The organism is Vibrio olivae (assembly GCF_042428525.1).
GTDB classification, from domain to species: Bacteria; Pseudomonadota; Gammaproteobacteria; order Enterobacterales; family Vibrionaceae; genus Vibrio; species Vibrio olivae.
This window is the reverse complement of the sequence record NZ_JBHMEP010000001.1, coordinates 128,882-153,814: the sequence shown is the minus strand read 5'-3', so window position 1 is coordinate 153,814 and position 24,933 is coordinate 128,882. Positions and strand designations below refer to the sequence as shown.

General features: G+C 46.8%; 32 protein-coding genes and 1 pseudogene. 16 read left to right on the top strand and 17 right to left on the bottom strand.

From position 1 onward, the window contains the following. Positions 1–2: 2 nt before the first annotated feature. The 15 genes and pseudogenes from ACFFUV_RS00815 to ACFFUV_RS00745 all read right to left on the bottom strand — a co-directional run bounded on the left by ACFFUV_RS00815 (position 3) and on the right by ACFFUV_RS00745 (position 7,065). Positions 3–374 carry a DNAase gene (locus ACFFUV_RS00815; protein ID WP_390189029.1) on the bottom strand — a complete coding sequence of 124 codons (372 nt, stop codon included), beginning with the start codon at positions 372–374 and terminating at the stop codon, positions 3–5. After that, on the bottom strand, positions 371–574 hold the full coding sequence (locus tag ACFFUV_RS00810; protein ID WP_390189028.1) for a hypothetical protein: 204 nt from the start codon (positions 572–574) through the stop codon (positions 371–373). Before ACFFUV_RS00810 ends, ACFFUV_RS00815 begins: the two co-directional genes overlap by 4 nt. Continuing rightward, a complete protein-coding gene (locus ACFFUV_RS00805; RefSeq protein ID WP_390189027.1) occupies positions 571–714 on the bottom strand; it encodes a hypothetical protein in 144 nt (47 codons plus the stop codon). Before ACFFUV_RS00805 ends, ACFFUV_RS00810 begins: the two co-directional genes overlap by 4 nt. Then, the gene (locus ACFFUV_RS00800; RefSeq protein WP_390189026.1) at positions 714–995 is read right to left on the bottom strand and encodes a hypothetical protein; all 282 of its coding nucleotides are present in this window, start codon (positions 993–995) and stop codon (positions 714–716) included. Before ACFFUV_RS00800 ends, ACFFUV_RS00805 begins: the two co-directional genes overlap by 1 nt. A 9-nt stretch (positions 996–1,004) precedes the next feature. After that, positions 1,005–1,835, bottom strand: a complete 831-nt coding sequence (locus tag ACFFUV_RS00795) for a major capsid protein P2 (protein WP_390189025.1) — start codon at positions 1,833–1,835, stop codon at positions 1,005–1,007. Positions 1,836–1,846: 11 nt separating this feature from the next. Beyond that, positions 1,847–1,975: a hypothetical protein gene (locus tag ACFFUV_RS00790; protein ID WP_390189023.1), complete on the bottom strand. Its 129-nt coding sequence runs from the start codon at positions 1,973–1,975 to the stop codon at positions 1,847–1,849. 366 nt (positions 1,976–2,341) lie between these two features. Further along, a pseudogene (locus ACFFUV_RS00785) lies at positions 2,342–3,084 on the bottom strand (hypothetical protein). Next, on the bottom strand, positions 3,047–3,520 hold the full coding sequence (locus tag ACFFUV_RS00780; RefSeq protein WP_390189022.1) for a hypothetical protein: 474 nt from the start codon (positions 3,518–3,520) through the stop codon (positions 3,047–3,049). Before ACFFUV_RS00780 ends, ACFFUV_RS00785 begins: the two are co-directional and overlap by 38 nt. Continuing rightward, positions 3,507–4,043, bottom strand: coding sequence for a hypothetical protein (locus tag ACFFUV_RS00775; RefSeq protein WP_390189021.1), 537 nt, complete (start codon positions 4,041–4,043; stop codon positions 3,507–3,509). The genes ACFFUV_RS00780 and ACFFUV_RS00775 overlap by 14 nt, the downstream gene beginning before the upstream one ends. Continuing rightward, the gene (locus ACFFUV_RS00770; RefSeq protein ID WP_390189020.1) at positions 4,036–4,365 is read right to left on the bottom strand and encodes a hypothetical protein; all 330 of its coding nucleotides are present in this window, start codon (positions 4,363–4,365) and stop codon (positions 4,036–4,038) included. The genes ACFFUV_RS00775 and ACFFUV_RS00770 overlap by 8 nt, the downstream gene beginning before the upstream one ends. Before the next feature lie 20 nt (positions 4,366–4,385). Next, a complete protein-coding gene (locus ACFFUV_RS00765) occupies positions 4,386–6,191 on the bottom strand; it encodes a replication endonuclease (protein WP_390189019.1) in 1,806 nt (601 codons plus the stop codon). Next, a complete protein-coding gene (locus ACFFUV_RS00760) occupies positions 6,192–6,410 on the bottom strand; it encodes a Lar family restriction alleviation protein (RefSeq protein WP_390189018.1) in 219 nt (72 codons plus the stop codon). Next, positions 6,407–6,580: a hypothetical protein gene (locus tag ACFFUV_RS00755; RefSeq protein WP_390189017.1), complete on the bottom strand. Its 174-nt coding sequence runs from the start codon at positions 6,578–6,580 to the stop codon at positions 6,407–6,409. Before ACFFUV_RS00755 ends, ACFFUV_RS00760 begins: the two co-directional genes overlap by 4 nt. Continuing rightward, complete coding sequence (locus tag ACFFUV_RS00750) at positions 6,577–6,816, bottom strand: hypothetical protein (RefSeq protein WP_390189016.1); 240 nt, start codon at positions 6,814–6,816, stop codon at positions 6,577–6,579. Before ACFFUV_RS00750 ends, ACFFUV_RS00755 begins: the two co-directional genes overlap by 4 nt. A gap of 12 nt (positions 6,817–6,828) precedes the next feature. Beyond that, the gene (locus tag ACFFUV_RS00745) at positions 6,829–7,065 is read right to left on the bottom strand and encodes a Cox family DNA-binding protein (RefSeq protein ID WP_390189015.1); all 237 of its coding nucleotides are present in this window, start codon (positions 7,063–7,065) and stop codon (positions 6,829–6,831) included. 112 nt (positions 7,066–7,177) lie between these two features. On the opposite strand from ACFFUV_RS00745, the gene ACFFUV_RS00740 reads away from it, so the two are divergent. Further along, positions 7,178–7,921 carry a helix-turn-helix domain-containing protein gene (locus ACFFUV_RS00740; RefSeq protein ID WP_390189014.1) on the top strand — a complete coding sequence of 248 codons (744 nt, stop codon included), beginning with the start codon at positions 7,178–7,180 and terminating at the stop codon, positions 7,919–7,921. Next, entirely contained in the window at positions 7,918–8,901 is a 984-nt protein-coding gene (locus ACFFUV_RS00735) for a phage integrase (protein ID WP_390189013.1), read from the top strand. Before ACFFUV_RS00740 ends, ACFFUV_RS00735 begins: the two co-directional genes overlap by 4 nt. A gap of 147 nt (positions 8,902–9,048) precedes the next feature. Here ACFFUV_RS00735 and ACFFUV_RS00730 read toward each other — a convergent pair whose 3' ends face one another. Further along, positions 9,049–9,519 carry a zinc ribbon-containing protein gene (locus ACFFUV_RS00730; protein ID WP_390189012.1) on the bottom strand — a complete coding sequence of 157 codons (471 nt, stop codon included), beginning with the start codon at positions 9,517–9,519 and terminating at the stop codon, positions 9,049–9,051. Between the two features lie 142 nt (positions 9,520–9,661). On the opposite strand from ACFFUV_RS00730, the gene leuS reads away from it, so the two are divergent. The 13 genes from leuS to ACFFUV_RS00665 all read left to right on the top strand — a co-directional run bounded on the left by leuS (position 9,662) and on the right by ACFFUV_RS00665 (position 22,685). After that, positions 9,662–12,235 carry a leucine--tRNA ligase gene (gene leuS, locus ACFFUV_RS00725; RefSeq protein WP_390189011.1) on the top strand — a complete coding sequence of 858 codons (2,574 nt, stop codon included), beginning with the start codon at positions 9,662–9,664 and terminating at the stop codon, positions 12,233–12,235. Positions 12,236–12,396: 161 nt separating this feature from the next. Beyond that, on the top strand, positions 12,397–13,029 hold the full coding sequence (locus tag ACFFUV_RS00720; protein ID WP_390189010.1) for an LPS-assembly lipoprotein LptE: 633 nt from the start codon (positions 12,397–12,399) through the stop codon (positions 13,027–13,029). A gap of 9 nt (positions 13,030–13,038) precedes the next feature. Beyond that, complete coding sequence (gene holA / locus ACFFUV_RS00715; protein ID WP_390189009.1) at positions 13,039–14,058, top strand: DNA polymerase III subunit delta; 1,020 nt, start codon at positions 13,039–13,041, stop codon at positions 14,056–14,058. A gap of 54 nt (positions 14,059–14,112) precedes the next feature. Then, the gene (gene rsfS / locus ACFFUV_RS00710; protein WP_390189008.1) at positions 14,113–14,430 is read left to right on the top strand and encodes a ribosome silencing factor; all 318 of its coding nucleotides are present in this window, start codon (positions 14,113–14,115) and stop codon (positions 14,428–14,430) included. Between the two features lie 3 nt (positions 14,431–14,433). Then, positions 14,434–14,904: a 23S rRNA (pseudouridine(1915)-N(3))-methyltransferase RlmH gene (gene rlmH, locus ACFFUV_RS00705; RefSeq protein ID WP_390189007.1), complete on the top strand. Its 471-nt coding sequence runs from the start codon at positions 14,434–14,436 to the stop codon at positions 14,902–14,904. A gap of 6 nt (positions 14,905–14,910) precedes the next feature. Next, on the top strand, positions 14,911–16,797 hold the full coding sequence (gene mrdA, locus ACFFUV_RS00700; protein ID WP_390189006.1) for a penicillin-binding protein 2: 1,887 nt from the start codon (positions 14,911–14,913) through the stop codon (positions 16,795–16,797). Beyond that, on the top strand, positions 16,797–17,918 hold the full coding sequence (gene rodA / locus ACFFUV_RS00695) for a rod shape-determining protein RodA (RefSeq protein WP_390189005.1): 1,122 nt from the start codon (positions 16,797–16,799) through the stop codon (positions 17,916–17,918). Before mrdA ends, rodA begins: the two co-directional genes overlap by 1 nt. A 3-nt stretch (positions 17,919–17,921) precedes the next feature. Beyond that, complete coding sequence (locus ACFFUV_RS00690; RefSeq protein ID WP_390189004.1) at positions 17,922–18,710, top strand: septal ring lytic transglycosylase RlpA family protein; 789 nt, start codon at positions 17,922–17,924, stop codon at positions 18,708–18,710. A 96-nt stretch (positions 18,711–18,806) separates the two neighbouring features. Continuing rightward, a complete protein-coding gene (locus tag ACFFUV_RS00685) occupies positions 18,807–19,988 on the top strand; it encodes a serine hydrolase (protein WP_390189003.1) in 1,182 nt (393 codons plus the stop codon). 140 nt (positions 19,989–20,128) lie between these two features. Next, a complete protein-coding gene (gene ybeD / locus ACFFUV_RS00680; RefSeq protein WP_390189002.1) occupies positions 20,129–20,407 on the top strand; it encodes a DUF493 family protein YbeD in 279 nt (92 codons plus the stop codon). A gap of 175 nt (positions 20,408–20,582) precedes the next feature. After that, positions 20,583–21,245 carry a lipoyl(octanoyl) transferase LipB gene (lipB, locus tag ACFFUV_RS00675; protein WP_390189001.1) on the top strand — a complete coding sequence of 221 codons (663 nt, stop codon included), beginning with the start codon at positions 20,583–20,585 and terminating at the stop codon, positions 21,243–21,245. After that, entirely contained in the window at positions 21,242–22,207 is a 966-nt protein-coding gene (lipA, locus tag ACFFUV_RS00670; RefSeq protein ID WP_390189000.1) for a lipoyl synthase, read from the top strand. The genes lipB and lipA overlap by 4 nt, the downstream gene beginning before the upstream one ends. A 151-nt stretch (positions 22,208–22,358) precedes the next feature. Continuing rightward, positions 22,359–22,685 carry a hypothetical protein gene (locus tag ACFFUV_RS00665; RefSeq protein WP_390188999.1) on the top strand — a complete coding sequence of 109 codons (327 nt, stop codon included), beginning with the start codon at positions 22,359–22,361 and terminating at the stop codon, positions 22,683–22,685. Positions 22,686–22,736: 51 nt separating this feature from the next. On the opposite strand, the gene glyA is transcribed toward ACFFUV_RS00665, so the two are convergent. Next, the gene (gene glyA, locus ACFFUV_RS00660; RefSeq protein ID WP_390188998.1) at positions 22,737–23,987 is read right to left on the bottom strand and encodes a serine hydroxymethyltransferase; all 1,251 of its coding nucleotides are present in this window, start codon (positions 23,985–23,987) and stop codon (positions 22,737–22,739) included. A gap of 346 nt (positions 23,988–24,333) precedes the next feature. On the opposite strand from glyA, the gene ACFFUV_RS00655 reads away from it, so the two are divergent. Next, positions 24,334–24,933 carry a DUF6198 family protein gene (locus tag ACFFUV_RS00655; RefSeq protein WP_390188997.1) on the top strand — a complete coding sequence of 200 codons (600 nt, stop codon included), beginning with the start codon at positions 24,334–24,336 and terminating at the stop codon, positions 24,931–24,933.

Here is a 24,933-nt window from a genome sequence, read left to right as displayed (position 1 = left end):
GGTTACACTCTCATTGTTAACTGTGTGGTGTCGGTTTGGGGCTGCTCCGTGGTGTTCAATCGGCGCACTAACCGCGCCAATCCCGCGAAATAGGTCTCTGCTGAAATCGAATTAAGACCGGCGTTTTTCACATACGCCGATAACTCACGAATGGCAGGCACCACGCCCCGACCCGAGACGCCCCACAGAAAATAGGAATCACCTAAGACTTCCCCCGCGACTGTGATGTGGTAGTTATCACCGGTCAGCTCATACAAACTCACTCGTCCTGCGGTCACTTCCTGCTTCAATTGTTCGAAGTCGTTAGGACAAGCGCGAAAGGCAACTTTCAAACGCTCAAGAGCTTTTGGGTTACTGGTGACACAACGGATCATTTCTTCTTAAACACCAAGAAAACCACCGCGACAATCACGGCTCCAATGAGCCAAGGGCTGATGCCTTGGCTCCCCATATTGATGGCACCGATGGTCTGCCCGCTGCTGTTACCACTGCGTGCGGTTGAAGGACCGGCATCACCGCCCGTAATAGGCATGGTGCCGCTGTTGGTCAACCCGCCGCCCATTAAAGGATTCATGCGCCCCCCTTAACGAACAGGACATACGCCACGATAAGGACAATCAGCAACATAATGAGCTTGCTAGAGCCCTCCGAGAGCTGAAAGCCGACAATGCCACCACCGGCAAAGACCGCAGGAAGTAAGAACGCTAACGGCATTACTTGCCCCCTTTGGCTAACAGGGTCACCAAGACCACAAGCACCAAAACGCCCACGCCGACCATTAGGTAAGTGGAATTAAACCCACCACGCGCCGTGTTAATCGGCTGACCGTCTGCGGTTTGTCCCTCGACTTGGCTTTTACGCGCTACATCGGGGTCGCTGGCTTGGTCTTTGGCAAGGTTGTTTTCAACGGTGCCTTGCAGCCAAGTGCTACCCGCATTGGAGACAGCATCGACTAACTCGCCGCCTGCCTCCGATAAGGAATCTAACCAGCTCATACCATCCCCTTAGCCGTTGTTGGCTGGAATAGCGACTTGCTCTACCGCTTCAACAATCACCGGCACGCTGCCGGCTTCGCTCTTTTCAAGCTCAAACTGCAATGAGCGTGATGCCTGCGTTTTGAGTTTGCTTTCTGAGCCGAAACCGGTGCGCACGAAATCAAGGGAGAACCAGCCGTCATTTTGCTCAAGCTCTGCCGCGGCAAGGTCAAAGGCGTTATCCGCTTTATTGACGTTCATTTCTTCACGGTCATCACGTAGGACGCGAACGCGATCAATCGAGGCGTCTTTAAAGTGAATACGCTTGATGCTGAGTGCTGGCGAACGCTCCGCCCAATCAAATGGTGTACGACCTGACGCAGAAGCAAACCACGTCAGCGAGTACATGCGCGGCATAAAGATGCGGCGTGTTTGGGCTTCGGTGATATGAGCGCGAGCACGAATGCTTGGCGCGGCTTCACCGGTTTTGCCTTTGAGCTGGATATACACGAACCAGATTTCCCCTGGCAACGTCACTAGCTCACATTGGCGAACGCCGAGCTTGGTGCGCATGGTTAAATCTGAGAATGAAATGATGTAGCGACCTTGCTCAACGTAGTTGGCGCGGTGCTCTTGCAAATCCACCATGTCTTGACCGGTTAAAGACACAATCTCTTTACCGTTGTGCGTGATACGGACACGCTCAATATCGGTAGGGTCTGCAATGTTCGTCACCAACTCAAGGTTTTGGTAAGTCGGTCCCGAAACAAGGCGTAAGGTTGCTTGGTTGCCCCACGCCACACCCTCAACCGGATCGAGTTCTTTAGGGCGTGGATTGTATAGCGTTTGTAATGCTTCCATCGTTGTTCCCCTTAGAACCAGCCAGTGTCGCCATTAATGGTCTCTTTCAGCGTGCTCATGGCGCTGATGTTGTTAATCGCTGCGATAATGACAATGGTCACCGCTGCCGTGATTAACATGTTTTTGTGCTGTGTTTTCATGTTGTTTCCAATTTCAACTGTGTTAAGGACACGGCTATTAGAAACAGGGGAATGGGAAGAGGTAAACGAGAGGAAACCTATAGGTTAAGCGGGTAACCTATAGGTTGAAATGTGAATTGATACTAGTCTTTACGTTTCATATAAAAAGTAATCGCAAAGCAAGTGATTAGAAGTAGCATCACACAATAAAATGTATAACTCTTTAAGTACTGAAAAAAAAGCCAAGATATAGCACCTAAAATCACACCACATAACAATAAAAAAACTTTATCGAGAAGCCAATGACGCATGTTTATAGACCTTAATTTAACTATATAAATTGTTGAGCATTAAAAATAACTTTAATAACTTTTTGAGTACTAGACATCAGAGCACCTTTCCCGTCAAGCAATTCAATGCTTTCATCTCAACATTGCCAATCCCATCACGTACCAGCATATATTCGGCTATTGGCTTGCCGATTTTCTGCTTATTCACCTTTGCCGAGGTCAGCGCGGCGATCGCATTAATGTCCACACCTTTCTTATCGGCTAGCCACTTGGCGTCCGACATTGAGTTAACCGCCCCAATCCACCAAGTTGATGATTGCTCGGTGACGGTTTTCGGCACTTCCTGACCTCGCTGAAAGACCGTGTGAACCACCAAACCATATTGGCGCCCACCGCGCAGCAATTCACCCGCTTTGCCTTTGAGTTTGCCCGAGGTCTCAACGCAACTGGCCAACTCTTCAATGATGCAATGCAGCTTAGGCGCTTTGACCACACCACGGCGCTAAAAAACTCCAGTTCGTCGGCACTGGCGCCGCCTTTGGGTACATAAGCGAGCTTGAATGATTTCCCACTACGGCGAGCTGCGACCAACATTTTCACAAAGGTCGAGCGCACCGAGGTGCCATGACACATTTGCCCTTGAAACTTAGCATCGGCGTAATTTCGGTATGGGTCAAAGAACACCGCTTGCGAGGTTTTAGGCACCAGCCCCAAATGTTTGACGGCTGAGGTTTTCCCGCCGCCGGTACCCGCCACATAAATCACATGCTCGGCATCGTGAGACGGGTTAGAGTTAATCGGATTAGGCAGCTTGAGCGCGGGCTTTTTCGGCTTCTTCACGGCGTTTCTCCTGTTCCATTTTCTGAATTTTTAGCTCGGTAATATGGCGCTTGGATGAAAAGACCAGTACCACCACCGCAATCACCAAAGAGGCTTCTTCAACGTAAGAGCCAAACACGCCAAGCAATTGCCCACCGTGTTTATTGAGTACCGGCACCGCATTTTGAATCACATCGGTTTTGCCTTTTTCATCAAACGCAAAATCCACCCCGCTAATCGCTGAGGTAGCTTGCTCTGCCATCGAAAACATAATGCCAAGGAAACTTTCTAGAGCTTCTGGGTTTAAGGTGTCTTTTTCCTCTGGAGCGGGCTCTTGAGCTTGCTGCTCATCCAAGATTTCTTGTTGCTCGGTATTTTCAAGCGTATCCACCACATGACTGTAATCGGGGAAAACGTCCATATCGATCACCTCGGGCAGTTCGTTATTTTGCTCCATGGTTTGCCTCCTGAATCTGAGGTTTGGGCATCAAGGCTTTGACCGCCCACACGCACGCAATCAGTACACCAAGCAGCATCAACACACGTTTGACGCTAAAAAAGCTTGGTTTGGGGAGTGGTGCTTGTTCGGTTGAATCAACGGTTGGTTCAATGCGTTCAACCTTGTCCTGACTGGGCTCGGCGCTTTCTATAAGTTCAACGCTTTCAACCGAATCTAATGCACTAGGTTCGGTTACCGGTTCGGTTGGCGGTAGTGCGTCAACCGGCTCAAGCTCACTGGCAAGTAACGCGCTTTCATCGTTTGCCATGTGGGTTTCAACGTACTGGTTAACGCTCTTACTCATTGAGCTATTGCCGCAGCTTGGGCATCGGTAATACTTCAAACCAAGGTTTCGACTGTTTTTCGGTGGCTCACCCTCAGCAATCAGTTTGCCTTCGCCCACTTGGTGAACCGTTGAAACACTGCTGCACACAGGGCAGCGCACCGCCCCGCGAACAGGGTTGGCAAATACCCTACTCATTGGCGGTGACCTCGCTGTACTCAGCATCCTCAATCACGGCCAATTCGTTGATGTTGGCTTGCACGTGGGCGCGGTATTTCTTGCGCGTCACGTTGTTGATTTTCGACAGCGTTTCAATCTGCTCAAAGAAGTTTGCCGGCAGTCCTAACGCTTCCAGCGACAAATTGCCGGTCATGAGCATTTTGGTGGCTTTGCCGATAATGTCTTTCATATCCAAATTCTTGAAACGCTCAATCTCGCGCTCAACGCTGGCGGTGAGTTGGTCAGCCGCATCGAGCGCGTTAAGGTCTTGCTGGCATTGCTCAACGGATAAATTTTTCATAGGTTCCTCTGCTTTCTCGTTTAGGTGACTATCAACCGCCCATTTCGCAGTGATAGCTTGGCGTATTTGTCTATGGGCACCACTGCGCCTTTTCGCAGTGGCTCAATCAGGCATTGAACTCCCTGAGCACTCCATCCGGTCAGCCGTTGAAGGGGTTCAACTAAAGGGGAGTTACACTTATTTTCAGTGCTCCAAGGGAGCGCGCCGCGCTCCTGTTGGCGGTGCTTCACGTCTTTCGTTTTCACGAGGCTGAATTGTTCGCTGCACGTTTCGATGATTTTCCCGAGCCAGTCGATACCAATGACCCGTTTCACGGTGTCACCGTATTGATTAAACTTTTCCTCATAAGCCAACTTGGCTTTGAACCCAAGCTCACAAAACCCTTTCCAGCGCGAGTTGTCGGCGTGGTCTCTTAGAGCTTCTAGCTCTTCATCAAAGGCGGTATCCAGTGGGTTAGCTCGGCGCAATTGACGCCATAGCCCCACAGACGGCGCACCGGATTGTGAAAACTGTTTGATTCGATGGATACGCGCCCAAGCGGTTGCCGAAAGGGCTGACTGTTTTGCGTCTCCCTCGGGCATGTGGGCGCCGTTGATGTTCTTGGAAATGTACTTAATGATGTAGCCGGTGGCGGTGCCAAGAGACGGATCGCATTCTTTTATGGTAATGCGCGGCGTTTTGTCCAATGTGCCTTTGACCATCAGCTCGTCTTTATCTTCATCAATCGCAACGGCTTCGATAATGTTGATAAGGGCTTGCTTTTGGTCTGGACGAACATACAAAAACATGTGGGCGTGAGGCGTGCCGTCTTTGTGCGGCTCTGCCACTCGCAAACCAAACCACTGAATATCAATTTTGGGCTTTTTAAACCACGCTCGGGCAAGGCGCCATTTTGACATCATGACTTCATGCGCTTCTTTGGGCGTGCAGCCGTTCCACTTGTCCGAGTTACGGTGATATTTACTCGGCAATGTCCAGTTCACAAACACGCCCTCATAACCCATTTCAATGGCACGCTCTTCATCCCCACGGCTACGAACCACCAATTCAATACGGCGGTTTTCTGGATTGGCGGTGGTACGTTTGACCACTTCGGCAAGGTCGAACGCCTCGCCGGTGTCGTCACTGAGGACGGACATAGAATTGACGAATTGCTCTGCCTCGATTTGCTTCTTTTCCCAACGGGCATAAGAGCGACTCGATACGTATTTACGCTGACCTTTGCCACCGCCCACACGCCCCAAAGCAATTTGTGAATACTCAATGTATTGAGTGCGTAGAAACTTGAATTTACGCACGAGGTAATTGACGTCCAAACAACGGCGAATCGCGCGTTCTAACTCGCGCTCGGCTTCTTCAATCGTTGGGTGTTTCTTTTTGATTTGTGGTGGCTGGATATAGACCTTTTTCATATCGCCACTAATGCCTTTAAACGCGATTTGCAGTGCTTCCAAGTAGCCGCGCTCGGTCTCTTCCAAGTCAATCATTTGAATCAAGCGGGTAAATTGCTCAGTGAGATTGGTGGCTAAACGTTCAAGGGCTTCATCACACATTAACGTGGCGTGATTGAGTTCTACCGATTGGCGCACGCCACTGTGAAACCGCTGCTTGTCGGGCGCGTTGTTGCGCTCGTCCACAAACGAATATTTGTCCTCGATAAACGGTGACCATTTCAGCGCGTGCTTTACGGCGTCTTTTTCGTAACGCTCAATGTTGGCTTGTGTGGCATTGGTTCGGCGTTTACGGCGGGATACCTGAAACCTCACATCGTCTTGAACAATGCGAGGCAGTCGGGACATAAATTCTCGGGCGAATAACGTATACACTTAGTAATCCTTGTAACGTTTAATCGGTGTGTGGGCTTTGGGATGGTTCCAAAGGTCGATAGCGGCTTGCGTGCTCCGCGCTTCTTCTCCCTCAAAGCCGCAATCGTGGCAAAGCACGGAATATTTAGAGACGGCATCGAGGGAGCTACAACAAAACACCGCGAGGCTGTCGCACTCGGGGCACGCTTTTAATGAGCGCAAGAAAATAGACGTACTCATGAAATCGCCTGACGGTGCTTAATGGCTTGGAGCTTGGCAGCGCGTTTAAACTCCGCCTGACCTTTACGGCTAAATCGGTAGTCTTTGCCACCTTGCGCATGACGTTGGTAACCATTAGGGAAGTGCTTGGCTTTGATATCTTCCAAAATGGCGAGTCCTTTCTCGGTCATATCACCACCTCGCTAATCACTTCACTGCCTTTCGCTTTGCGTAATGCATCCAATAAAGAGACTGAATAAAGCGCCGACCAACGGTGAAAGGTAACAACACAAACTGTGCCGAACATCAGCTCAATCGTGTTGCATTCCGTGTCGATTCGAACATCATTAAAGACCACTGAGATGCCAGAGAATTGAAGAAAGAATTCTTGTCTTTGGTCATCGTATTCAATCAAGAGATCTATCATTTTTATTCCCTCCTAGATTGCGTGCTTCCAGTCTTGATAACGCTCAGCTTGCTCCTCAGCAAAAACGGCTAAAGCGTGCATGTTGATATAGTTGCGCCCACGCTCTTTGCGCTCACGACGCAATAAAGGCAGTTTTCCGTTTTTAATCTGTCCATTGACTGCAGCGACAGTTTGCCCTGTTAGCTCTGCATACTTCTCAGGCGTCACAAAAGGAGCGTAATTTGCTGTAAGGATGTTTTCTGTTTCCATAATTTCACCTATTATTGACCTTTATTGCTTTTAACTGACTAATTGAATTCCTTTGTTTTCCTTTATGCTAGATTAAAAGGGAAACTTTTGTCAACAGAGATGGAGAGAGGAAATGAAAGAATGGTTTAAAGGTGTCGAGCTAATCGACGTCGAAGGAATGCCAAGTACAAGGCAAGGAGTTAATACAAATGCCAATAGAAACAATTGGTTAAAAAGAAAAGCTATGGGAAGGGGAAGTGCGGTTGAGTATCACATTTCTAATTTTCATGAAGATGTTCAAAACCGTTTAATTGCGAAGTACGGCACAGAACAAGAAAAAAGAAACCCAAAGGAACTCATTGAGGAGTTAAGGGAAAGTGGATTAGAACACATAAGGAATCAACCAGAACCAAGTAATGTTTCAAAAATTGTTCCTATTGGTGAATACGAGGAGTGGGCTAAGTTGCCAGTTTATGATGTGCATGCAGCAGCCGGTGCTGGCACCTTAGTTCAATCAGAGTTTCAAATAGGCGTGTTCAGTATTCCCGTTTCACTACTTCATGAGTATGGACTCAAAGAGAGCTATTGCTCAGTTGTTTTTGTTGATGGTAATTCAATGGATCCAACCGTATCTGATAAAGACCGAGTGTTAGTTGATATTAGAGAGCGCCCACACCCAGTAAAAGACGGTGTTTATGTTATTCGTATTGATGATGCCGTTTACATAAAACGCCTTAACTGGAACATAGCGAAAGGAGTGTACAACGTTATTTCAGACAACCCGAAACATGAGTCGTTTGAAATCAACCATAACAACGGACGTAATTTTAAGATTATAGGGAAAGTCGTTACAACGGTGATGAAGGCGGTGATATGAGTGTCAAAAAGGACGGTGAAAACTGGCTTGTTGATATTCGTCCAGCCGGTAGAAGCGGGAAAAGGTTCAGACGTAAATTCACTAAAAAAGCTGAGGCTCTTGCTTACGAAAAGCATATCTTAGCCACCTATCACAATAAGGAATGGTTAGGGTTGCCAGAGGACACCCGCCATTTATCAGAGCTAATCGAATTGTGGTGGAAAAAATCAGGACAATTCAAAAGAACGTCTGATAACTACATGCAGAAAGTCCAATTGATGTGCCGAGAACTTGGTGACCCACAAGCAAATAAAATTACCACAAAACTGCTCTCTGATTGGCTTCTAATCAGACTAGAGAAAGGGCATAAACCAACAACCTTAAAACGATTAAGAACCGCGCTCAGTAATGTATTTTCAGTACTTATTGAAACAGGCGACTACAGCGGAGAAAATCCGGTCAAAGGTCTGAAACTTCCGACCATGACGCACACAGAAATGACCTACTTGAATGAACAACAAATACGATCATTAGTCGATGCAGTTAAAAACCATGAGGATTTGAGCAAACTTGTCGCTATTTGCTTAGCAACAGGATCACGCTGGCGTGAAACCGTGACCTTAAAAACGACTAATTTATCTCCTTATCGAATTCGGTTTACTAACACCAAAACAGGCAAACCTCGAACGGTGCCGATTAGCAAGGAGCTGTACGAATGGATCTATCCCCAAAAAGGAACAAATCTATTCACATATGACCCCCAAAAAGAGCTTTATCGCATTATGGATAAATTGGAGCTAGATTTGCCAAAAGGGCAAAAAGTGCATGTGCTTAGGCACACATTTGCGAGTCATTTTGTTATGGGCGGGGGCGATATCCTCACATTAAGGGATATTTTAGGACATGGGGATATTAAGCAAACTATGACTTACGCTCACTTAGCTCCCGACCATTTGAACGACGCAGTAAAGTTAAACCCTATGGCAAGATTACAGCTGTAGGCAATGTCCACATTGTGTCCACTTTCATTGTCTAAAACTGACTTTTACTACAACAAATAAAACAATAAACCATTGTATTTAAAGTTATTTATTTTTTATTGCTTTTCGTTACGCAATGAAAAAAGCTCCGAACGGAGCCTGTTTTATTTATGGTTTCAGAGGTTGCCGTGAGAAGTGGTCATTACCACATTCAACACAAGGGGAGATTTCCGTTGGATGAGTGTATTGTGTTTTGTGTCCACAGCGTTCACACACCAAAACACCGAGAGCAATCATATCACCAGTTTGGTACAGGCCCTGATGCTCTAAATCTGAAGAAAGCTCCATCCATTCCAGACGTGTTCTGTCAGTGATATCAAGTAACCCCTGCCAAATGGAATTCGACAACGCCAAATAAAATGGCCCGGATTTGCTCTCTTCATAACTGTCGGTGAACTCTTTCAAGTCTGATTTCAGGTAAGCAGAAATCAGAGCGAGTTCATCTTTAGTGAGGTCATTTGCCGCTTCGACCACTTTACCGGATTGCTCCACCACATGGTTAAGCTCCTCGGGACTCTTTTTTAACGTATCCACTACATTTTTCAACATAGCTTCGTATCCGGTTTTACGATTTGGCATCTTAACCTCCTTTCACTCAAGCTTGAATACGCCGAATATTGCCTGAGCTATTGTTGTACTCGGCGCCTTTAGGTATTCTATGACGATCTATTAGTATCTGTTCAAATTGAACTCACAAATTCCAAGATAATGGATATCATCGATGCAAGACCAATATAACCCGCAAGATATTGAACAAAAAGTTCAACAGCACTGGGAAAACAACAAAACCTTTGTTGTGCAAGAAGACCCAAACAAAGAAAAATTCTACTGTCTCTCCATGTTCCCATACCCAAGTGGTCGACTCCACATGGGGCACGTGCGTAACTATACTATCGGTGATGTTGTTTCTCGATTCCAGCGTCTGCAAGGTAAAAATGTCATGCAACCAATCGGTTGGGATGCCTTTGGCCTACCAGCGGAAAATGCTGCAGTAAAAAACAAAACCGCGCCAGCACCTTGGACCTACGAAAACATCGAATACATGAAAAACCAGCTAAAACTGCTGGGTTTCGGCTACGACTGGAATCGTGAATTCGCCACCTGTACCCCAGAGTACTACCGTTGGGAACAAGAATTCTTCACCAAGTTGTACGAAAAAGGCTTAGTTTACAAGCGTACCTCTTCTGTTAACTGGTGTCCAAACGACCAAACCGTACTAGCCAACGAACAAGTTGAAGATGGTTGTTGCTGGCGTTGTGATACTCCTGTAGAGCAAAAAGAAATCCCTCAGTGGTTTATTAAGATCACGGCGTACGCTCAAGAACTGCTGGATGATCTGGATAACCTAGATGGTTGGCCTGAAATGGTCAAAACCATGCAGCGTAACTGGATTGGTCGCTCTGAAGGTGTTGAGCTTAAGTTTGACGTCAAAGACGGTGGCGAACTCGAAGTGTATACCACGCGCCCTGACACCCTGATGGGCGTTACCTATGTTGGCATTGCCGCTGGCCACCCTCTGGCAGCAAAAGCAGCGCAAAACAATCCAGAGCTTGCCGCCTTTATCGAAGAATGTAAAAACACCAAAGTCGCTGAAGCAGAGTTGGCGACAATGGAGAAAAAAGGCATGGATACGGGCTTAACAGCAATCCATCCTTTAAATGGACGTGAAGTGCCTATTTACGTGGCTAACTTTGTGTTGATGGATTACGGCACAGGTGCGGTCATGGCGGTACCAGCCCACGACCAACGAGACTTTGAGTTCGCAACCAAATATGGCATTGAGCTACAACCTGTAATTCTTGCAGCCGACGGCAGTCAACCAGACATCAGCGAAGCCGCTCAGACCGAAAAAGGTGTACTGTTCAATTCTGGTGAATTTGATGGCCTCGATTTTGAACAAGCGTTTAAAGCGATCGCGTCGAAGCTCGAATCCATGGGTAAAGGTAAAACCACGGTGAATTTCCGTCTACGTGACTGGGGCGTTTCGCGTCAACGTTACTGGGGCGCACCAATCCCAATGGTCACCACCGAAGATGGCCAAGTTCACCCGGTACCTGCAGACCAACTTCCGGTTATCTTGCCAGAAGATGTGGTTATGGACGGCGTTACCAGCCCAATCAAAGCAGATAAAGAGTGGGCAAAAACGACCTTTAACGGCGAACCTGCCCTACGTGAAACCGATACGTTTGACACCTTTATGGAGTCGTCTTGGTACTACGCCCGTTACTGTAGCCCACAAGCAGATGATATCCTTGATCCAGAAAAAGCCAACTACTGGCTGCCAGTCGACCAATATGTGGGCGGTATCGAACACGCTTGTATGCACTTACTTTACTCGCGTTTCTTCCATAAATTGCTGCGCGATGCTGGTTATGTGAAATCAGATGAACCGTTCAAACAACTTCTATGTCAAGGCATGGTATTGGCAGATGCTTTCTACCATACCAACGAAAAAGGCACAAAAGAGTGGGTTTCACCGACTGATGTACGTGTTGAGCGTGATGGAAAAGGCCACATAACGTCAGCCATTGATGACCAAGGCCGTCAAGTTGAGCACTCAGGCATGATCAAAATGTCTAAGTCCAAAAACAACGGTATCGATCCACAAGAAATGGTTGATAAATACGGTGCCGACACCGTACGTCTGTTCATGATGTTTGCATCACCGGCTGACATGACCCTTGAATGGCAAGAGTCTGGCGTTGAAGGCGCAAACCGCTTCCTAAAACGTGTTTGGAAATTGGTGAAAGAGCACACCGATAAAGGCGTTGCAGAGAGTGTCGATACATCGGCCTTAAGCGGTGACCAGAAAGCACTGCGTCGTGATGTCCATAAAACTATCGCAAAAGTGTCTGATGATATTTCACGTCGTCAAACCTTTAATACTGCGATTGCAGCGATCATGGAACTAATGAACAAGTTAGCTAAAGCGCCGCAAGAGTCAGCTCAGGATCGTGCCATTTTAGACGAAGCCCTGAAAGCGGTTGTTACAATGCTATACCCAATTACACCGCACGTATGTTTTGAAATGTGGACCGCATTGGGCGAAAGCAACATCGACAGCGCGACATGGCCTTCATATGACGAAAAAGCCTTAGTTGAAGATGAGAAGCTGATCGTCGTTCAGGTTAACGGAAAACTACGTGCGAAATTGACGGTCGCTGCAGACGCCAGCAAAGAGCAAGTAGAAAGCCTTGGTCTAAATGACGAAAACGTTGTGAAGTTCACAGAAGGAAAAACTATTCGTAAAGTGATTTACGTACCGGGTAAACTTCTGAACATCGTTGCGAACTAATCACGTAAAATAACGTCTATGACTAAGACCTTGCGGCAGCAACTTCCGCAAGGTGAAAGTGATTCAACAGGGTGGCAAGTCCGCCCTGTTTATTTATCTTAGTTTATTGCACCACCAGTAAGTTAAGATAAATAATGCCTAACACAGAGAGCCATTAATTCATGCGACTGATTTCTATGCCTGCCATTAAGTTAACCTGTATTCTGATATTGTCTTCCCTCCTCACCGCATGCGGCTTTCACCTAAGAGGTGACTATTCAGTCCCAAGCGAACTGCACGCGATGTCACTGACGAGCTATGACCAATACAGTGCCTTTACGCGCATGGTACGTAGCCAACTTCGCATGAACGAAATAGACATCGTGTCACCAGGTAAAGACATTCCTAATTTACACTTGATCAGTGAAAGTGTCGGTGAACGTACGCTATCGCTGTACCAAAATACACGAGCAGCAGAAAAAGAGCTGACGCTAAGAACCTCATACCGAGTTACAGTACCGAATTTGGGTAGCAAAACCCTTTCGACCAGCGTAACGCGAAGCTATCTAGATAACCCTTTGACAGCTCTTGCTAAATCCGTCGAACGCGACATGCTTGAAGATGAAATGCGCCAAGTGGCGGCTTCGCAAATTATTCGTCAAATGGCGCGCCTTAAAGCCGATATTTCTGCGAATGAAATTCAAACAGATATTCAAGAGAAGCAGATTGAATTAAATGACGAGCAATACGACGTGAAGACCAGTGCAGGCTCAGAGTCCATTGAACCCGAAACTCCGTCAGAGACGCAGCAATAAGAGGTCACGATGCGAATTTTCGCCGATCGATTAGCTGAACACCTGAGCAAATCGCTGCAGCCAGTTTATCTACTGTTTGGTAACGAACCGTTGCTGCTTCAAGAGTCAAAAGAAGCGATCCGCCACACCGCGATGGCTCAGGGTTTTGAAGAACGTCACCGCTTTGGCGTCGATACCAGTTTTGATTGGAACTCACTCTACGACTGCTGCCAAGCCATGAGTCTATTTTCTGCTCGGCAGTTAATCGAAGTGGAACTCCCCGAAACGCTCACCGCGGCAATGACCAAAGAATTGGTTGCGTTAGCCGATATGTTGCACCAAGACATTACCTTGGTCGTTATCGGTACCAAGCTGACCAAAGCGCAGGAAAACAGCAAATGGTACAAAGCGTTAATGGTCAATGGCTGCCACGTAAACTGCTTATCTCCTGACCAACAACGCTTACCACAATTTGTTCAGACCCGCTGTCGACAACTCGGACTCCAAGCGGATGCCCAGGCCGTTCAAATGCTCGCACAGTGGCATGAAGGAAACCTGCTTGCGCTAGTACAGAGCCTTGAAAAGCTGCTGCTACTCTATCCGGATAAGCAGCTCAATTTGGTTCGGCTTGAAGAGTCGCTGAGTCGCCACAACCACTTCACCCCGTTTCACTGGTCAGACGCGTTGCTCGCCGGGAAAGCGAAGCGTGCTCAGCGAATATTGCGTCAGTTGGAAGCGGAAGGTGTTGAAATCACGATCTTGGCGCGAACCATTCAAAAGGAACTTATCCTTCTTACTCAACTACAGAGCCAAGCTCGGCATACCCCGTTGGCGCAACTGTTTGAACGTCATCGAATTTGGCAATCTAAGCGCCCGATTTATTCAGCGGCCTTAAACCGCCTTTCGGTTACACGTTTACACCAATGCTTACAAACCCTCGCGCAATTAGAGATCGTCAGCAAAACTCAATATGAGGAGTCGGCTTGGCCATTACTCCATCAATTGAGCACCGAGATCTGCATGCCACAAGTGCAATTTACTAAAGCATGATATACTGCGCCGCCGCAAAAAAGTGGGTAAGTTAAGTCATTAGAGGATCAGATATTGTTACATCAAGATTTAAAAAACTTTCTAGCAGACAAAGCAGACGACATGAAAGCGCAAAACATCGTTACCCTCGATGTAACTGACAAGTCGAGTGTTACTGATTACATGATTATCTGCACCGGTACATCTAAGCGTCATGTTGCTTCTATCGCCGACCATGTGGCCAGCGAAGTGAAGCAGGCTGGCCTTGAACCGCTGGGTATTGATGGCGAAAAAGAAGGCGAATGGGTCGTTGTTGATATGGGCAGCGCCATGTTGCATGTGATGCAGGAAGAGTACCGCGAGTTATACCAACTTGAGAAACTGTGGAACTAAAGCATGAAAATCCAGCTAATCGCGGTGGGAACCAAAATGCCCAAATGGGTTGAAGAAGGTTTTCAAGAGTATCGCCGCCGCTTTCCCCATGACATGCCACTTGAACTTATCGAAATTCCGGCTGGCAAACGAGGGAAAAACGCGGATATCGCGCGGATTTTGCAAAAAGAAGGTGACGCGATGCTGGCAGCGGTACCGAAAGGCAACCGCATCGTCACGTTGGATATTCCCGGAAAGCGCTGGGATACCGAACAATTGTCTCAGCAGCTTGAAGCGTGGAAGTTAGATGCTCGTGATGTATCGATTCTTATCGGCGGTCCGGAAGGTCTGTCACCAGCCTGCAAAGCCGCAGCGGATCAGAGCTGGTCATTGTCACCCCTGACGCTGCCTCATCCCCTAGTGCGTATTGTGATGGCTGAAAGCCTATACCGCGCATGGAGTATTACCGCTAATCATCCATATCATCGAGAATAGCCTTATATGTTACGTCGGCGTAGCCAAATTCGAGATTATCAAGAAGAAGCACGACTGTTTACGCGTCGTGCTATTGTCGCGTTTATCGGCATCGTTTTCTTGGTCGGCGTATTAGTCGCTAACCTCTACAACATTCAAGTTAACCAATTTCAAGATTATAAAACGCGGTCGAATGACAACCGTATCAAGGTTGTTCCTATCGCGCCTAATCGCGGCCTTATCTATGACCGTAACGGTGTGCTTCTCGCGGAAAACCGGCCAGTATTTAGCCTGGAAGTCACTCCTGAAAAAGTGCCGAATATGGATGAAACCCTCAAGCGGTTACAAACCATCCTGCCAATTTCCGAAGATGACATAGAGCAATTTGACAAAGAGCGCCGTCATAGCCGCCGTTTCAATGCCGTTCCACTAATGACGCAACTTACACAGCAGCAAGTTGCGAAATTTTCTGTTCGTCAGCATGAGTTTCCGGGCGTCACCGTCAATGCAGCACTTAAACGCTATTATCCGTATGGTAATGTATTAACTCACGTCATCGGTTATGTCTCTCGCATCAACGACCGAGACATGCAACGCCTAACCCGTGAAGGCAAAGACTCAAACTATCAAGCTTCACGCGACATCGGCAAACTCGGTATTGAACGCTATTATGAGGATATGTTACACGGCACTGCGGGCTACCAAGAAGTGGAAGTCAACAGCCGTGGACGCGTTATTCGTACACTGAAATACGTGCCTCCCGAACCGGGCAAAGATATCGTGTTGAACATTGATATCAACCTGCAGCTCTACGTCGACAAATTGCTTGAAGGCCGCCGTGGTAGTGCGGTGATTTTGGATCCGCACGATAACGGCGTACTCGCCATGGTATCGAGCCCAAGTTATGATCCGAATGCTTTTGTACACGGTATATCGAGTAAAGCCTACTCTGCTCTGCTCAATGATAAAAACCGCCCTCTGGTTAACCGAGCAACGCTAGGCATCTACCCACCAGCCTCAACCATTAAGCCATTAATGGCGGTAGCTGCGCTTACCGAAGGCGTGATTACTCCAAATACAACCCGTAACGATCCCGGTTACTGGCGCATTCCAAACTCCAAGACCAAACCGTTTCGTGACTGGCTACGCTGGGGACATGGAAAAGTAAATGTAACCAAAGCAATTGAAGAGTCAGTAGATACATTCTTCTATCAAGTGGCTTATGACATGGGTATCGATCGTATATCACGCTGGATGATGATGTTTGGATTTGGTGACTACACGGGGATCGATATCCTTGAAGAAAGCAAAGCGAATATGCCAACCCGTGAATGGAAGATGCAGCGTCACCGCACACCTTGGTATCAAGGTGACACCATCCCTGTCGGTATCGGACAAGGGTATTGGACCGCGACCCCGATGCAGATCACCAAAGCGATGTCGGTACTTGTGCATCACGGTGAAGTCCTGGCGCCACACTTTTTACGCGCAACTATCGATAACGGCCGCAATTTAAGTGAACAAGTAACAGCGGAAGTCGAAACTTACCCGCCGATTGCTGGCGTTCCTGAGCGTTACTGGAATATCGCCATTAACGGAATGTATTTAGTCAACAACGGTAAACGCGGTACCGCGCGCCGTTCATTCAGTGATGCGCCGTATAAGAGTGCAGGTAAATCAGGTACCGCTCAGGTCTTTGGTTTAGGCGAAGATGAAGAGTACAACGCCGATGAAATTGCGGAGCATCTACGTGACCATGCATTATTTACTGGGTTTGCACCTCTCGATTCACCAAAACTGATTGGTACCGTGGTATTAGAAAACGCCGGTGGTGGTTCAAGCCATGGCGCTCCCGTATTAAGAAAGATTTTTGACCATGTATTGCTTGGTGCACAACATAAGGACAATGACTAATGGACTTTGATCCGGCTACTGGGCAAAACCGCTCAGCATTTGAGCGATTTCATATAGACCTTCCGCTACTGCTTGGCATTTTGGTACTCATGGGCTTTGGTCTTGTGATCATGTACAGTGCCAGTGGTCAAAGCTTAGCCATGATGGATCGTCAAGCGATGCGCATGGCGTTGTCTCTGGGTGTGATGTTACTGTTGGCACAAATCCCGCCAAGAACTTATGAGTCTTTAGCACCGTTTATGTTCTTTATCGGCGTGGGATTACTGCTGGGTGTCCTCCTGTTTGGTGAATCATCAAAAGGGGCGCAGCGCTGGCTTAACCTCGGCTTTGTGCGCTTTCAACCTTCCGAACTTCTCAAGCTTGCCGTGCCGTTAATGGTGGCACGATATATTGGTAAGCGCCCCCTTCCTCCCTCATTCAAAACTTTAGTCGTTTCGTTAGTAATGGTATGCGTTCCGACTATTTTGATCGCCAAGCAGCCGGATTTAGGGACCTCCATTTTGATTGCGGCTTCCGGTATCTTCGTGATCTTTTTGGCTGGCATCAGTTGGAAAATCATTATTGCCGCAGCAATGGCACTGGGAGGGTTTGTACCGGTACTTTGGTTCTTTTTGATGCGTGAGTACCAAAAAGTTCGCGTTCGGACGCTATTTAACCCTGAGTCCGATCCGCTTGGTGCCGGTTACCACATCATTCAAAGTAAAATTGCCATTGGTTCTGGCGGTATGGCAGGTAAAGGCTGGCTGCACGGCACCCAGTCTCAGCTCGAATTTCTTCCAGAGCGCCATACCGACTTTATTTTTGCCGTCATTGCCGAAGAATGGGGGCTGATTGGAATTTTGGCGCTGCTCAGTGCGTATCTATTTGTGATCGGGCGCGGATTATACCTTGCTAGTCACTCACAAACGGCCTTTGGACGTATGATGGCAGGCAGTATTGTTCTAAGCTTCTTTGTTTATGTATTTGTAAATATTGGTATGGTGAGTGGAATTTTACCTGTTGTTGGCGTTCCCCTGCCTTTAATCAGTTATGGTGGCACCTCAATGGTCACCCTTATGGCTGGCTTTGGTATGTTAATGTCCATTCACACGCACAGAAAAGCGTTCTCGAAGGCAACCTAATTCATGAATTTTAAACAACTGCTGAGCATCTCTGCGCTGATCTTATTCCTCGCAGGTTGCTCTTCTTCATCGGGAAGATACGATATTAATGACGATATCGCACCTTCATCGCCAATTTCAGTCGATCACATTGAAGATGCAATCCCTAAGTTTGAACCCTACAGTTTAGGGGGCAACAAAGATTACACGTTACGCGGTGCCGACTATCAAATCGTCAAAACGACCGAAGGCTTTCGCGAACGCGGACAAGCGTCTTGGTACGGAAAGAAGTTTCATGGCCACTTAACTTCTAACGGTGAAATCTATGACATGTATTCGATGTCTGCCGCACACAAAACATTGCCGCTACCGAGTTATGTTAAGGTCACCAACTTGGATAATGGAAAAACCGCTATTGTCAGAGTGAACGACCGTGGCCCTTTCCATCCAGGACGAATAATCGATTTAAGTTATGCGGCAGCAAAAAAATTAGATGTCCTAAAAACGGGGACAGCCAACGTTGAAATTGAAGTTATAAACGTTGGTAAATCAACGAGTAAACCCAAGACTACTGGCCACCCAAGTTATGTCATTCAAGTGGCTTCATCAAAACAATTGCAACCTTTGCGAACTTTAGTGGCAAATTTGAGTCAGAACTTATCGGTGAGTAGTTTTGTCAATAGTGAGCAAAATCTTCACCGAGGTTTCCTTGGGCCTTTTGACGATTACGCAACGACTCAGGAAACCCTTGAAAAAGTAAAACAATTGGGCCATCCCACTGCCTTCATACGAAAGCAATCAACAGAGCAGTAACCTGAAAGGAAAAAACACGCTAAGGCAAATGCCTAGGGTGGTTTGGGACTCGGTTTCTGGTAAGATACATTCAGTTTAAACAAAAATATAATCATCATGAAAAAAACAACGCTACTAAACTCTTTTTTCGTTACATCAGCTGTCGCGTTTTCTGCAGTGTTTGCAACTTCGACTTTCGCTTCTCCTGTTGTTGTTCCTGATGCGCCTCAAATCGCCGCTAAAGGCTACGTTTTGCTTGATTACCATTCAGGCAAAGTGCTGGCAGAAAAAAATATGGATACCAAACTTTCGCCAGCAAGCTTGACCAAAATGATGACCAGTTACGTCATCGGTCAAGAGCTTAAGCAAGGTAACATTTCCAAAGAAGACGATGTTACGATCAGTAAAAACGCTTGGGCGAAAAACTTCCCTGAATCATCAAAAATGTTCATCGAAGTCGGAACCACAGTTAAAGTCAAAGATCTTAACCACGGTATCATTATCCAATCAGGTAATGACGCGTGTGTCGCGATGGCAGAGCACATTGCCGGTTCTGAAGATGCATTTGTCGACTTGATGAACGCATGGGCAGAAAGCATTGGTATGACCAACACTCATTTTGCCAACGTTCACGGGTTAGATAACCCAGAGCTGTACTCAACACCTTATGATATGGCGCTGCTTGGTTCTGCTCTTATTCGTGATGTTCCTGACGAATACGCTCTCTATGCTGAGAAGAAATTTACTTACAACGGCATTACCCAATACAACCGTAATGGTTTGCTTTGGGATAAAAGCATGAACGTTGACGGCATTAAAACCGGCCATACCAGCAAGGCGGGTTACAGCCTAGTAAGCTCAGCAACTGAAGGTCAGATGCGTTTGGTCTCCGTTGTGATGGGAACCAAAAGTTCCAATGCCCGTAAGTCAGAAAGTAAGAAGCTACTAAGCTACGGCTTCCGTTTCTTTGAAACTGTTGCGCCACATAAAGCTGGCGAAACTTTTGTTGACGAAAAAGTATGGATGGGTGACAAAGACACTGTTGCTTTAGGCGTCGATAAAGATACTTACGTAACACTGCCTCGCGGTCAGGCGAAAAACCTTAAAGCAAGTTTTGTACTTGAAAAAGAACTGGAAGCGCCAATCCAAAAAGGCGATGTCGTCGGTAAACTTTACTACCAACTCAATGATGAAGACGTAGCAGAATACCCATTGATGGCGCTTGAAGATGTTCATCAAGGCAGCCTATTTAGCCGTCTGTGGGACTACATTGTTCTACTATTCAAAGGCTTGTTCTAAGCTTGAACATTGTTTGCTAACAAAGGCCGCTCTCGCGGCCTTTTTTGATCGTCAGTTAAAGTGCCGCATAACTTGAGTTCCACATCAAGAGACAGTACTATTCGCCCCGTTTACTTAATAATCGTAACTGGAGTTCCTCTATGCTAACAATCAACTCAGACGCAAAATTGAAAGACCTGCTTGAGTTTCCTTGTTCTTTTACTTACAAGGTCATGGGTTACGCAAAACCAGAGCTTCCAGATCTTGTGTTAGAAGTTATTCAGCGTCACGCGCCAGGTGATTACAACCCGCAAGTCAAACCTAGTGCAAAAGGCAACTACCACTCGGTATCGGTTACCATTAAAGCCACCTCAATTGAGCAAGTCGAAGTGCTTTATAAAGAGCTGGGTGACATTGAAATCGTGCGCATGGTTCTGTAATTTTTTTAAAAGTTAAATTTTTTTTGAAAGCAGCGTTTGCTGCTTTCTTTTTATAATCAATAAGATAAAAAACCTTTAACCTTTCTAAGGTTAAAAATGTGTTATCAACGTATAGTTCATGACGGCTAAGACGTTTATAATCGCAGCCACTTGTTGATTGAAGATGGATACCCGCATGCAAAACCAGCTGATCGTCAAAAGGCTTGGTCAATGTGATTACTTGCCGATATGGCAAGCCATGCATGACTTTACCGACAACCGCACTGACGAAACCCTAGATGAGATATGGCTTGTCGAACACAATCCCGTGTTTACTCAGGGTCAAGCAGGCAAAGCAGAACATCTTCTCAATACCGGCGATATCCCCGTGGTTCAAAGTGACCGTGGCGGTCAAGTGACTTACCACGGCCCCGGGCAATTGGTTGTCTATTTTTTGATTAACCTTCGCCGCAAAAAACTTGGCGTGCGTGATCTGGTCACGCACATCGAAAATCTTGTCATCAACACGCTTGGTTCGTTTGATATCACAGCAAGCGCAAGGCCGGATGCACCAGGTGTGTATGTTGATGGCAAAAAAATCTGCTCTCTGGGACTGCGCATCCGCAAAGGTTGTTCGTTTCACGGTTTGGCGCTGAACGTCAATATGGATTTGACCCCGTTCTTGCGTATTAATCCATGTGGCTACTCAGGCATGGAGATGGTGCAAGTTAGCCAACTCGGCGGGCCAAGCGACATAGATACCGTTGAACAGCAACTCATTGAACACCTCGTCGAACGATTAGCGTACGAGCACGTAGAATTCAGTACAGAAGCACCTTTCACAGGTAAAGAAGCATGAGCAAACCTATCCAGATGGAAAAAGGCGTTAAATACCGTGACGCTGATAAAATGGCATTGATTCCTGTTAAGAACATGCCAACCGAACAAAAAGAAATCCTGCGTAAACCGGATTGGATGAAAATAAAATTGCCGGCGGATAGCCAACGCATTCAAGACATTAAGTCTGCAATGCGCAAGAATAATTTGCATTCAGTTTGTGAAGAAGCATCGTGCCCTAACCTCGCAGAGTGTTTTAACCATGGCACGGCGACATTTATGATTTTGGGTGCTATCTGTACACGTCGTTGCCCTTTCTGTGATGTTGCCCATGGTCGTCCGTTGACCCCAGAAGCCGATGAACCGAAAAAGCTCGCCAAAACAATCCAGGATATGAAGCTAAAATACGTGGTGATTACGTCGGTAGACCGTGATGATTTGCGTGATGGCGGCGCTCAACACTTTGCAGACTGCAACCGTGAGATTCGAGCGCTGAACCCAGAGATCCGTATCGAAACACTCGTACCAGATTTCCGTGGGCGTATGGACGTTGCACTGGATTTACTTAAAGACAATCCACCGGATGTGTTCAACCACAACCTAGAAACCGCACCGCGCCTTTACCGTAAGGCGCGTCCTGGCGCGAACTACAAGTGGTCTTTGCAACTACTACAAAAATTTAAACAGCAGCATCCTGATGTCCCGACTAAATCAGGTTTGATGATGGGCCTTGGGGAAACCAAAGAAGAGATCGTCGAAGTCCTGAAAGATTTACGCGCACATGGCGTCACCATGCTGACCCTTGGTCAATACCTTGCGCCAAGCCGTCACCACTTGCCGGTAGAACGTTATGTGCCGCCATCAGAGTTTGATGAATTAAAAGACATTGCTCTGGAACTGGGTTTCACACACGCTGCCTGCGGGCCATTTGTACGTTCTTCGTACCATGCTGACCTTCAAGCAAAAGGTGTAGAGATCAAATAACCAATTCGATCTCTGCCACAAGCTTCGAAAAGGGTTAGTCATTCGACTAACCCTTTTTAGTATTCATCTTGAAAAGGTCGCACAGTGTGGATAGTCTTAATTTAAAACCTCGTGACTAGAAACCTAATTCACGCCATTTCAAGGAACTATTATGAAAAAGCTTGGACTTGCTATGGTGGTTGTCGCCGCCTCAGTGGCTGGATGCTCATCCACAACTTCACAAGATAACTACCGCGAAGCCTCATTTGAACTGTGTAACACAGAAGTTGACCTCTATTCTGTAAGCGACGATGGCCGCATTCGTATCGCCTGTGCTGACGGCGCTAAATTCGCACTCGACAGTGAAGACACCTTAACCACAATGCGCGATATCAACATTGACTACTGTGACGGCGAAGGGTTAGGAAAGTTTAATGAAACCAGCAAGTATTACTCGTTTAAGTGCAAATCAGGCACCTTACTAAACATTAATAAGTAATCACAAAAAAGCCCGCGAGTATCGCGGGCTTTTTTATACGAGCCTTTACTGTTAAGCGTAAACAGGTAGACGCTTACAAATCTCAAGCACTTTTTGCTTAGTCTCTTCAATCACCGCTTCACTGTTGATGTTATCTAGAACATCACACATCCAATTAGCTAGCTGCTTGGCATCTTCTACGGTAAAGCCACGGCGAGTAATCGCTGGCGTACCAACACGGATACCAGATGTCACAAACGGGCTGCGAGGGTCATTAGGCACTGAGTTTTTGTTCACAGTGATGTTTGCCGCGCCAAGAGCCGCATCCGCCTCTTTACCTGTGATATCTTTGTCGATCAAATCCACTAGGAACAAATGATTTTCTGTGCTGTTAGAGACGATTTTGTAGCCACGCTCTTGGAATTGAGCAACCATCGCTTTTGCATTTTCAACAACACGAGCCTGATAGGCTTTGAATTCAGGTTCCATCGCTTCTTTGAACGCGACGGCTTTACCAGCAATCACGTGCATCAAAGGACCACCTTGGCCACCAGGGAATACCGCTGAGTTCAGTTTTTTATACATGTCTTCGCCAGCGTTTGACAAAATCAAACCACCACGAGGGCCTGCTAATGTTTTGTGAGTTGTGGTGGTCACAACGTGTGCGTGAGGCAGTGGCGTTGGGTAAACACCCGCAGCAATTAGACCAGCAACGTGCGCCATATCAACAAACAGGTAAGCATCAACCTTATCGGCAATGTCACGCATACGTTTCCAATCAACGATTTGCGAATAAGCCGAGAAACCACCAATGATCATCTTTGGTTTGTGCTCTAGAGCAAGCGCTTCCATCTCGTCGTAATTGATTTGACCTTGGGCATCAATACCGTAAGGAATAACGTTGTAGTGCTTACCAGAGAAGTTCACTGGAGAACCGTGAGTCAGGTGGCCACCGTGCGCAAGGCTCATACCTAAAACCGTGTCGCCTGGGTTAAGTAGCGCCATATACACTGCACTGTTTGCCTGCGAACCAGAGTGAGGCTGCACGTTTGCGTATTCACATTCAAACAGTTGGCATGCGCGATCGATCGCGAGAGCTTCTGCTTTGTCGACGTATTCACAACCACCGTAGTAGCGCTTGCCTGGATAGCCTTCAGCGTACTTGTTAGTAAGCTGAGAGCCTTGTGCTTCCATTACACGTGGACTGGTGTAGTTTTCTGAAGCGATAAGTTCAATGTGTTCTTCCTGGCGAAGTGTTTCTTCCTGGATTGCTGCAAACAGCTCGGCATCATAATCTGCGATGTTCATATCACGCTTTAGCATCTGTATCTCCTGACTCAGATTTTTACTGAAAATTGCGAAAAAACCATTCAACGACCAAAAGCAAACGTTTTCGTCACCGTAATATGGCGCGCATTCTACAGAATATACTTAAGGTCATAAAGCGAAAATTTCACTTTTTGTCATGCAGTTTTTTCATGATGACTTACGTTCAGTATAAAGCAATTAAGCTGGGTATATCCCTATTAGCAGAAGTGTCAACTTAGACCTTTACACTGCGTAAAATCATAATTACATAGGTTTACCTTAATTTTCCCTTCCAAGCTACCGAAAATCTGAGGTTTTCCTTAGTATGCTCGTCATATTTCTCATACTTAAATTAAAATTGATGGAAAAACATTCAATAAAGGAAGATTGGATCGCCATTGCAACGGGCACCTTTCTTGTTGCCCAAGGGGTATTCTTTTTAAAATCTGTGGGCTTACTGACTGGGGGAACCACAGGTCTAGCCCTACTCGCGACCCATTTTGTTCCACTCTCTTTTGGCAGCTTGTACTTTTTAATTAATAGCCCATTTTACTTAATGGCTTGGCGGCGATTTGGAGGCACCTTTGCGCTCAATAGTGCTGTGGCAGGCGGCTTAGTGTCGGTTCTGGTCGATCATTCGGACTTGGTCATCCATGTCGATATGATTAATGAGATATATTGCGCCGTGATTGGAGGCTTGTTGATGGGCCTAGGTATGCTGATTCTATTTCGCCACCGTGCGAGTCTTGGCGGGTTTAATGTCTTGTGTCTTTACCTTCAAGATAAATTTGGCCTCTCAGTCGGCAAATCACAAATGGTGTTGGACTGCGCGATTTTGGTGGCGTCATTTTTCTTTGTTTCCTCTCTGACTATCGCCCTCTCGGTACTTGGCGCAGTGGTGCTCAATATTGTATTGGCCATGAATCATAAACCAACTCGTTATACCGTTACCTACAGTTAG

Coding starts and splice junctions, on each gene's coding strand:
- ACFFUV_RS00815 (WP_390189029.1), bottom strand. CDS start 374: ATGATCCGTTGTGTCACCAGTAACCCAAAAGCTCTTGAGCGTTTGAAA.
- ACFFUV_RS00810 (WP_390189028.1), bottom strand. CDS start 574: ATGAATCCTTTAATGGGCGGCGGGTTGACCAACAGCGGCACCATGCCT.
- ACFFUV_RS00805 (WP_390189027.1), bottom strand. CDS start 714: ATGCCGTTAGCGTTCTTACTTCCTGCGGTCTTTGCCGGTGGTGGCATT.
- ACFFUV_RS00800 (WP_390189026.1), bottom strand. CDS start 995: ATGAGCTGGTTAGATTCCTTATCGGAGGCAGGCGGCGAGTTAGTCGAT.
- ACFFUV_RS00795 (WP_390189025.1), bottom strand. CDS start 1,835: ATGGAAGCATTACAAACGCTATACAATCCACGCCCTAAAGAACTCGAT.
- ACFFUV_RS00790 (WP_390189023.1), bottom strand. CDS start 1,975: ATGAAAACACAGCACAAAAACATGTTAATCACGGCAGCGGTGACCATT.
- ACFFUV_RS00780 (WP_390189022.1), bottom strand. CDS start 3,520: ATGGAGCAAAATAACGAACTGCCCGAGGTGATCGATATGGACGTTTTC.
- ACFFUV_RS00775 (WP_390189021.1), bottom strand. CDS start 4,043: ATGAGTAGGGTATTTGCCAACCCTGTTCGCGGGGCGGTGCGCTGCCCT.
- ACFFUV_RS00770 (WP_390189020.1), bottom strand. CDS start 4,365: ATGAAAAATTTATCCGTTGAGCAATGCCAGCAAGACCTTAACGCGCTC.
- ACFFUV_RS00760 (WP_390189018.1), bottom strand. CDS start 6,410: ATGAGTACGTCTATTTTCTTGCGCTCATTAAAAGCGTGCCCCGAGTGC.
- ACFFUV_RS00755 (WP_390189017.1), bottom strand. CDS start 6,580: ATGACCGAGAAAGGACTCGCCATTTTGGAAGATATCAAAGCCAAGCAC.
- ACFFUV_RS00750 (WP_390189016.1), bottom strand. CDS start 6,816: ATGATAGATCTCTTGATTGAATACGATGACCAAAGACAAGAATTCTTT.
- ACFFUV_RS00745 (WP_390189015.1), bottom strand. CDS start 7,065: ATGGAAACAGAAAACATCCTTACAGCAAATTACGCTCCTTTTGTGACG.
- ACFFUV_RS00740 (WP_390189014.1), top strand. CDS start 7,178: ATGAAAGAATGGTTTAAAGGTGTCGAGCTAATCGACGTCGAAGGAATG.
- ACFFUV_RS00735 (WP_390189013.1), top strand. CDS start 7,918: ATGAGTGTCAAAAAGGACGGTGAAAACTGGCTTGTTGATATTCGTCCA.
- ACFFUV_RS00730 (WP_390189012.1), bottom strand. CDS start 9,519: ATGCCAAATCGTAAAACCGGATACGAAGCTATGTTGAAAAATGTAGTG.
- leuS (WP_390189011.1), top strand. CDS start 9,662: ATGCAAGACCAATATAACCCGCAAGATATTGAACAAAAAGTTCAACAG.
- ACFFUV_RS00720 (WP_390189010.1), top strand. CDS start 12,397: ATGCGACTGATTTCTATGCCTGCCATTAAGTTAACCTGTATTCTGATA.
- holA (WP_390189009.1), top strand. CDS start 13,039: ATGCGAATTTTCGCCGATCGATTAGCTGAACACCTGAGCAAATCGCTG.
- rlmH (WP_390189007.1), top strand. CDS start 14,434: ATGAAAATCCAGCTAATCGCGGTGGGAACCAAAATGCCCAAATGGGTT.
- mrdA (WP_390189006.1), top strand. CDS start 14,911: ATGTTACGTCGGCGTAGCCAAATTCGAGATTATCAAGAAGAAGCACGA.
- rodA (WP_390189005.1), top strand. CDS start 16,797: ATGGACTTTGATCCGGCTACTGGGCAAAACCGCTCAGCATTTGAGCGA.
- ACFFUV_RS00690 (WP_390189004.1), top strand. CDS start 17,922: ATGAATTTTAAACAACTGCTGAGCATCTCTGCGCTGATCTTATTCCTC.
- ACFFUV_RS00685 (WP_390189003.1), top strand. CDS start 18,807: ATGAAAAAAACAACGCTACTAAACTCTTTTTTCGTTACATCAGCTGTC.
- ybeD (WP_390189002.1), top strand. CDS start 20,129: ATGCTAACAATCAACTCAGACGCAAAATTGAAAGACCTGCTTGAGTTT.
- lipB (WP_390189001.1), top strand. CDS start 20,583: ATGCAAAACCAGCTGATCGTCAAAAGGCTTGGTCAATGTGATTACTTG.
- lipA (WP_390189000.1), top strand. CDS start 21,242: ATGAGCAAACCTATCCAGATGGAAAAAGGCGTTAAATACCGTGACGCT.
- ACFFUV_RS00665 (WP_390188999.1), top strand. CDS start 22,359: ATGAAAAAGCTTGGACTTGCTATGGTGGTTGTCGCCGCCTCAGTGGCT.
- glyA (WP_390188998.1), bottom strand. CDS start 23,987: ATGCTAAAGCGTGATATGAACATCGCAGATTATGATGCCGAGCTGTTT.
- ACFFUV_RS00655 (WP_390188997.1), top strand. CDS start 24,334: ATGGAAAAACATTCAATAAAGGAAGATTGGATCGCCATTGCAACGGGC.